Below are 2,251 nucleotides of genomic sequence, written 5' to 3'. Positions count from 1 at the left end.
TCTATGAACGCGATGATCGCATCCAGGTCGACCTTGTTGGCCGGGGCCTTCCCCTTGTTGCCATGCTCGAAGCATTCCTCGCCCCGTTCACGGTATTCCTTCATTTTCCTCTGCACGGTCCTGAGCGACACATTGAGTCTCACCGAGGCCCTGAACCTGTTTATCTTGCCCTCTACCGCTTCCTGTACCACTTGCCTTGCATGCGCATCCCATACCATACTGTAACCACCTGTAATTGGGTGGGGATTGGTTCACTAGTCGTCTAAAACAGAAGAACCAATCCCTCTTGTTTTCTTGTAGCCTGGACTATATCACAAAGACAGGCAGAAAATCCCCTTCCTGTGCTCATGTGACAAAATCCCTTCCGTTACCTCAGGACAATATCACTTCCGGGTGGGAACGCTATTTTTTTCTCCCATCAGAGTTCTTGACAAAGATTGAGGCACTCACTATAGTGGTAACCCGATTGATATTCTTGTAAATAGAGGAATATCATGTCTGTTTGGAGAGATGTCCGAGCGGTCGAAGGAGGCGGTCTTGAAAACCGTTGAGGCGCGAGTCTCCGAGGGTTCGAATCCCCCTCTCTCCGTTCATTCATCTATCTAGATGAATTTGTTTTTTTCTATATGGAGAGGTGCGAGAGCGGCCGAATCGGGCTCCCTGCTAAGGAGTTGACCTGGTAACGGGTCCGGGGGTTCGAATCCCCCCCTCCCCGTTTTTGATTTTTTTTATTATTGAGACCAAAGCTCAGCTGGATAGAGCATCAGTTTGCGGAACTGAGGGTCGGAGGTTCGAATCCTCTTGGTCTCAAAGTTCGTTTTGTATGAAACGGTCATAACACTGGGAGAGATGTCCGAGTGGTCGAAGGAGACGGACTCGAAATCCGTTGTACCGTCTGACGGTACCGAGGGTTCGAATCCCTCTCTCTCCGATAGCTTGGATATTTTTTAGGTTTTTCCGTTTATTTCGTTCCTTGGAGAGGTGTCCGAGTGGTCGAAGGTGCACGCTTGGAAAGCGTGTGTGCTGAAAGGCACCGGGGGTTCGAATCCCCCCCTCTCCGTTTTATTCCCAGTCAACAGATTCTGTGCTATGTGCATTCGCCCAACCCCGTCAGGACCGGAAGGTAGCAGCGGTAAGTGAATTGCCCATGAGACACAGGCGATTTGTTGGCTGGGTTTTTCTCTGTTATCACCTCTTCCCCAGATTGGCACTTCTGTTCCTAGATAGCAAAGTATGGTATACTCGCAGGGTACGTTCACAGAGGAGCTCTCATGGCATATGAAGTAACAGCTACCAGGAAACGCCCTCAGTCTTTTGACGGCTTGGTAGGTCAGGAATTCGTGGTATCAACCATAAAACATTCGATCGAACAAGGAAGAATTGCCCACGCCTATCTGTTCAGTGGACCAAGAGGAGTAGGCAAGACTTCATCTGCCCGAATATTGGCAAGGGCCCTGAACTGTGAACAAGGACCCACAGCCACTCCTTGTGGCGTCTGTTCCAACTGTCGTGAGATCACCCAAGGCAATAGCGTTGATGTTATTGAAATCGATGGTGCAAGCAACACAAGCGTGAATGACATCCGGCAGATCAAGGACGAGGTCCTCTTCCCTCCCCAGACCAGCAAGTACAAGATTTATATCATCGATGAAGTGCATATGCTCTCCACCAGTGCGTTCAATGCACTGCTGAAAACCATTGAAGAGCCCCCTGCATACGTCATCTTTATCTTTGCGACTACCGAACTGCAAAAAGTGCCGGCTACCATACGATCACGTTGTCAGCAGTTTCATTTCCAGCTTATCGACCTGGATACCATCAAGAACTGTTTACGCGATGCTGCGAGTGATTTGGAAGTGGAAGCAGATGATGATGCACTGTTCTGGATTGCAAAGGAGTCCACCGGCTCCATGCGTGATGCCTACACGCTCTTTGACCAGGTGGTCTCCTTCAGCCAAGGGCACATCACCATGGAAAAAATCAGCAGCAAGCTGGGATTGGTCGGCATCGACCAGATTGCACAAATAGTCTCTCTTCTCTTGGATGAACATACCGATCAGGCACTGCTCGCCGTACAGGACTTGTTGCAGGCAGGAGTATCGGTGGAACAGTGTATCAAGGACTTCACCCTCTTTTTCAGAAGCTTGCTGTTTATCAAGGCAGGTGTGCATGATGATGCAATCCTTGGAGTTCAATCCGACAGGATTCCCCTTGCCCTGAGAAACGCCTATTCGAGTGAACAGCTGGAAGC

At 49.7% G+C, this 2,251-nt stretch carries 1 protein-coding gene, 5 tRNA genes, 1 other RNA gene and 1 pseudogene; 7 read left to right on the top strand and 1 reads right to left on the bottom strand.

What is annotated here, in order from left to right:
* Positions 1–218, bottom strand: a pseudogene (locus JF818_RS14490) (hypothetical protein); the annotation flags it as partial.
* A 286-nt stretch (positions 219–504) separates the two neighbouring features.
* Between JF818_RS14490 and JF818_RS14485 the strand changes: the two are divergent.
* The 7 genes from JF818_RS14485 to dnaX form a co-directional block, all read left to right on the top strand.
* Positions 505–589, top strand: a tRNA-Ser gene (locus tag JF818_RS14485).
* Positions 590–628: 39 nt separating this feature from the next.
* Positions 629–715: transfer RNA gene (locus JF818_RS14480), tRNA-Ser, on the top strand.
* A 21-nt stretch (positions 716–736) separates the two neighbouring features.
* Positions 737–810: transfer RNA gene (locus JF818_RS14475), tRNA-Arg, on the top strand.
* Between the two features lie 33 nt (positions 811–843).
* Positions 844–931, top strand: a tRNA-Ser gene (locus tag JF818_RS14470).
* 44 nt (positions 932–975) lie between these two features.
* Positions 976–1,060, top strand: a tRNA-Ser gene (locus JF818_RS14465).
* A 13-nt stretch (positions 1,061–1,073) separates the two neighbouring features.
* Positions 1,074–1,172: signal recognition particle sRNA small type (gene ffs, locus JF818_RS14460), an RNA gene on the top strand.
* Positions 1,173–1,271: 99 nt separating this feature from the next.
* On the top strand, positions 1,272–2,251 hold a 980-nt coding region (gene dnaX, locus JF818_RS14455; protein WP_198892681.1), incomplete at its 3' end, for a DNA polymerase III subunit gamma/tau.

Source organism: Sphaerochaeta sp. S2 (assembly GCF_016406725.1).
Lineage (GTDB): Bacteria > Spirochaetota > Spirochaetia > Sphaerochaetales > Sphaerochaetaceae > Sphaerochaeta.
This window is presented reverse-complemented; position numbering and strand designations above follow the sequence as displayed.